This is a genomic window from uncultured Campylobacter sp. (genome assembly GCF_938045535.1).
In the GTDB taxonomy this organism is placed as follows: Bacteria; Campylobacterota; Campylobacteria; order Campylobacterales; family Campylobacteraceae; genus Campylobacter_B.
The window spans coordinates 1-1,962 of sequence record NZ_CALIMQ010000277.1 but is presented as its reverse complement, the minus strand read 5'-3'; the positions used below and the strand labels follow the sequence as shown (position 1 = coordinate 1,962).

4 protein-coding genes are annotated in these 1,962 nt (G+C 40.4%); 1 reads left to right on the top strand and 3 read right to left on the bottom strand.

Annotated features, from left to right (window positions below):
* Nucleotides 1-401, top strand: a 401-nt coding sequence (locus Q0095_RS08600; protein ID WP_297883133.1) for a methionine adenosyltransferase domain-containing protein, incomplete at its 5' end; no start/stop codon positions are given.
* Nucleotides 402-503: 102 nt separating this feature from the next.
* On the opposite strand, the gene rplA is transcribed toward Q0095_RS08600, so the two are convergent.
* The 3 genes from rplA to Q0095_RS08585 all read right to left on the bottom strand — a co-directional run.
* On the bottom strand, nt 504-1,205 hold the full coding sequence (gene rplA / locus Q0095_RS08595; RefSeq protein ID WP_291939398.1) for a 50S ribosomal protein L1: 702 nt from the start codon (nt 1,203-1,205) through the stop codon (nt 504-506).
* A gap of 56 nt (nt 1,206-1,261) precedes the next feature.
* Nucleotides 1,262-1,687: a 50S ribosomal protein L11 gene (gene rplK / locus Q0095_RS08590; RefSeq protein ID WP_297883132.1), complete on the bottom strand. Its 426-nt coding sequence runs from the start codon at nt 1,685-1,687 to the stop codon at nt 1,262-1,264.
* A gap of 20 nt (nt 1,688-1,707) precedes the next feature.
* A partial coding sequence (locus Q0095_RS08585) for a KOW motif-containing protein (RefSeq protein WP_366806326.1) occupies nt 1,708-1,962 on the bottom strand: 255 nt, incomplete at its 5' end.

Below are 1,962 nucleotides of genomic sequence, written 5' to 3'. Positions count from 1 at the left end.
GATATTTTAGACATGGTGGAGGAGCATTTTCTGGAAAAGATCCATCAAAAGTTGACAGATCGGCTGCCTATGCGGCAAGATGGATTGCTAAAAATATCGTTGCGGCAGGATTTGCAACTAAATGTGAAGTTCAGCTGTCTTATGCGATTGGAGTTGTTGAGCCGGTGTCAATAAGAGTTGAAACATTTGGGACTGGAACTGTTGACGAAGAAAAAATTGAAGAAGCAATTTCTAAAATTTTTGATTTAACACCTAGAGGTATTGAAAAATCTCTTAGTCTTAGAAAACCATCGTTTAGATACCAAGATTTAGCGGCATTTGGACATATTGGGCGAACAGATATTGACTTGCCTTGGGAAAAACTTGACAAAGTTGAAGAAATAAAAGAAGCATTAAAATAAAAATAAATAGTAAAATGAATTATGTAAAATTAATAAATTAATGAAAAAGTACAAAACCATTTAATATATTTTAAAGGAGGAATTGTGAAAAAATTTAAAATTTTATTTTAAATCGATTATTTCTTGATTATCCAGCGTAACTGCAGGGCTCATAGTAAGTGAAAGCGATGCATGAGTTACGTATCTGCCCTTCGCAGTCGCCGGCTTATGCTTATTTATGGTTTTGATAAACGTCGTAAGATTGTCTAAAAGCTGCTCTTTACTAAAGCTCGCCTTGCCAAGGCCTGCGTGGATATTACCCTGCTTATCGACGCGGAAATTTACCTGTCCGCCCTTGGCGTTTTTAACGGCCTGAGCGACATCCATAGTAACGGTACCGGTTTTAGGGTTCGGCATAACGCCTTTTGGACCGAGAATACGACCTACCTTACCGACTAGTCCCATTAAATTTGGAGTAGCGATAAGAACATCGAAATTTATATTTCCTTTTTGAATCTCTTCAATCAGATCATCGGCACCCACGATATCGGCACCCGCTTCGCTAGCCTCGCTAGCTTTTGCGTCCTTTGCAATCACGGCTACGCGAACGCTTTTTCCAGTACCGGCAGGTAAAACGACCGAGCCGCGCACCATCTGATCGGCATGTCTTGGATCTACGTTTAGTTTAAGAGCGATCTCCACCGTCTCGTCAAATTTAGCAGAAGCTAGAGTTTTTACCGTGCTTACCGCTTCGTCTACACTATAAATTTTATTTACGTCAACTTTTTTTAAAAGTTCGTTGAATCTTTTTGAATTTTTTGGCATATATTTCTCCGCAATTAAAGTGCTACCGCTTTTTTAAACCTTAGCGGTCAAAAGGTCTAGTCAGTTACCGTAATACCCATAGAACGAGCCGAACCCGCTATAATCCTAGCAGCCTGCTCTCTATCTTTAGTATTCAGATCGGCGATCTTTTTCTCGACGATCTCTAAAACCTGAGCTTTCGTTAAGGACGCCACCTTCTTTTTAAGAGGGTTGTCCGAACCTTTATCTATCTTCGCCGCTTTTTTGATCAAATCCGTCGCAGGCGGTTGCTTAGTGATGAAAGTAAAGCTTTTATCGGCATAAACCGTGATGATAACAGGAATGTTGAAGCCCGCCATATCTTTGGTTCGCTCGTTAAACGCTTTGCAAAATTCCATAATATTAACGCCCTTTTGTCCTAGCGCAGGACCTACCGGCGGGCTTGGATTTGCTTTTGCGGCCGCTATTTTCAGCTTGATTTCGCCAATAACTTTCTTAGCCATAAATTTACTCCTTATAAAATTTAAATAATCTTTTCAACTTGCGAGTATGAAATTTCAATCGGCGTGCTTCGACCAAAGATCGAAACATTGAGGCGAAGCTTGCCGTGAATCATATCATACTCTTCTACGATGCCGTTGAAATTAGCAAAAGGTCCGTCAACGATCCTAACCGTCTCTCCGTCTTCGAAATTTATCTTCGGCTTAGGAGCCTCGCGATTATTGATCTTTTCTAGAATTATTTCGATATCCTTTTCCGGTAGCGGAGATGGCTTTTT

Coding starts and splice junctions, on each gene's coding strand:
- rplA (WP_291939398.1), bottom strand. CDS start 1,205: ATGCCAAAAAATTCAAAAAGATTCAACGAACTTTTAAAAAAAGTTGAC.
- rplK (WP_297883132.1), bottom strand. CDS start 1,687: ATGGCTAAGAAAGTTATTGGCGAAATCAAGCTGAAAATAGCGGCCGCA.